Here is a 327-nt window from a genome sequence, read left to right as displayed (position 1 = left end):
GTGGTTATGATGACGCTGGTCCGCTCATAGAGTTTGCTGAGCAGGTGGAATAGCAGTGCGCCGCCAGATGCGCTGAACGGCAGGTATCCGAGTTCGTCCAGGATCACGAGATCCAGACGGGCCATGGCCTCGGCCAACTGCCCGGCCTTTCCCTTGGCCTTCTCCTGCTCCAGCGCGTTGACGAGTTCGATGGTCGATATGAACCGGACTTTACGACGATGATGTTCGATGGCCTGGATGGCGATAGCCGTTGCGACGTGGGTTTTTCCAGTACCAGGGCCACCGATCAACACGACATTCTGCGCGCCGTCGATGAACGCGCAGCTG

General features: G+C 59.0%; 1 protein-coding gene. It reads right to left on the bottom strand.

What is annotated here, in order from left to right; all coding sequences use genetic code 11:
- Positions 1 to 327 (bottom strand): ATP-binding protein (locus tag ACODSP_RS28265; protein WP_488968832.1); only part of this gene is annotated, 327 nt, incomplete at both ends.

It is taken from the genome of Niveispirillum sp. FG156 (genome assembly GCF_057809555.1).
This window is presented reverse-complemented; position numbering and strand designations above follow the sequence as displayed.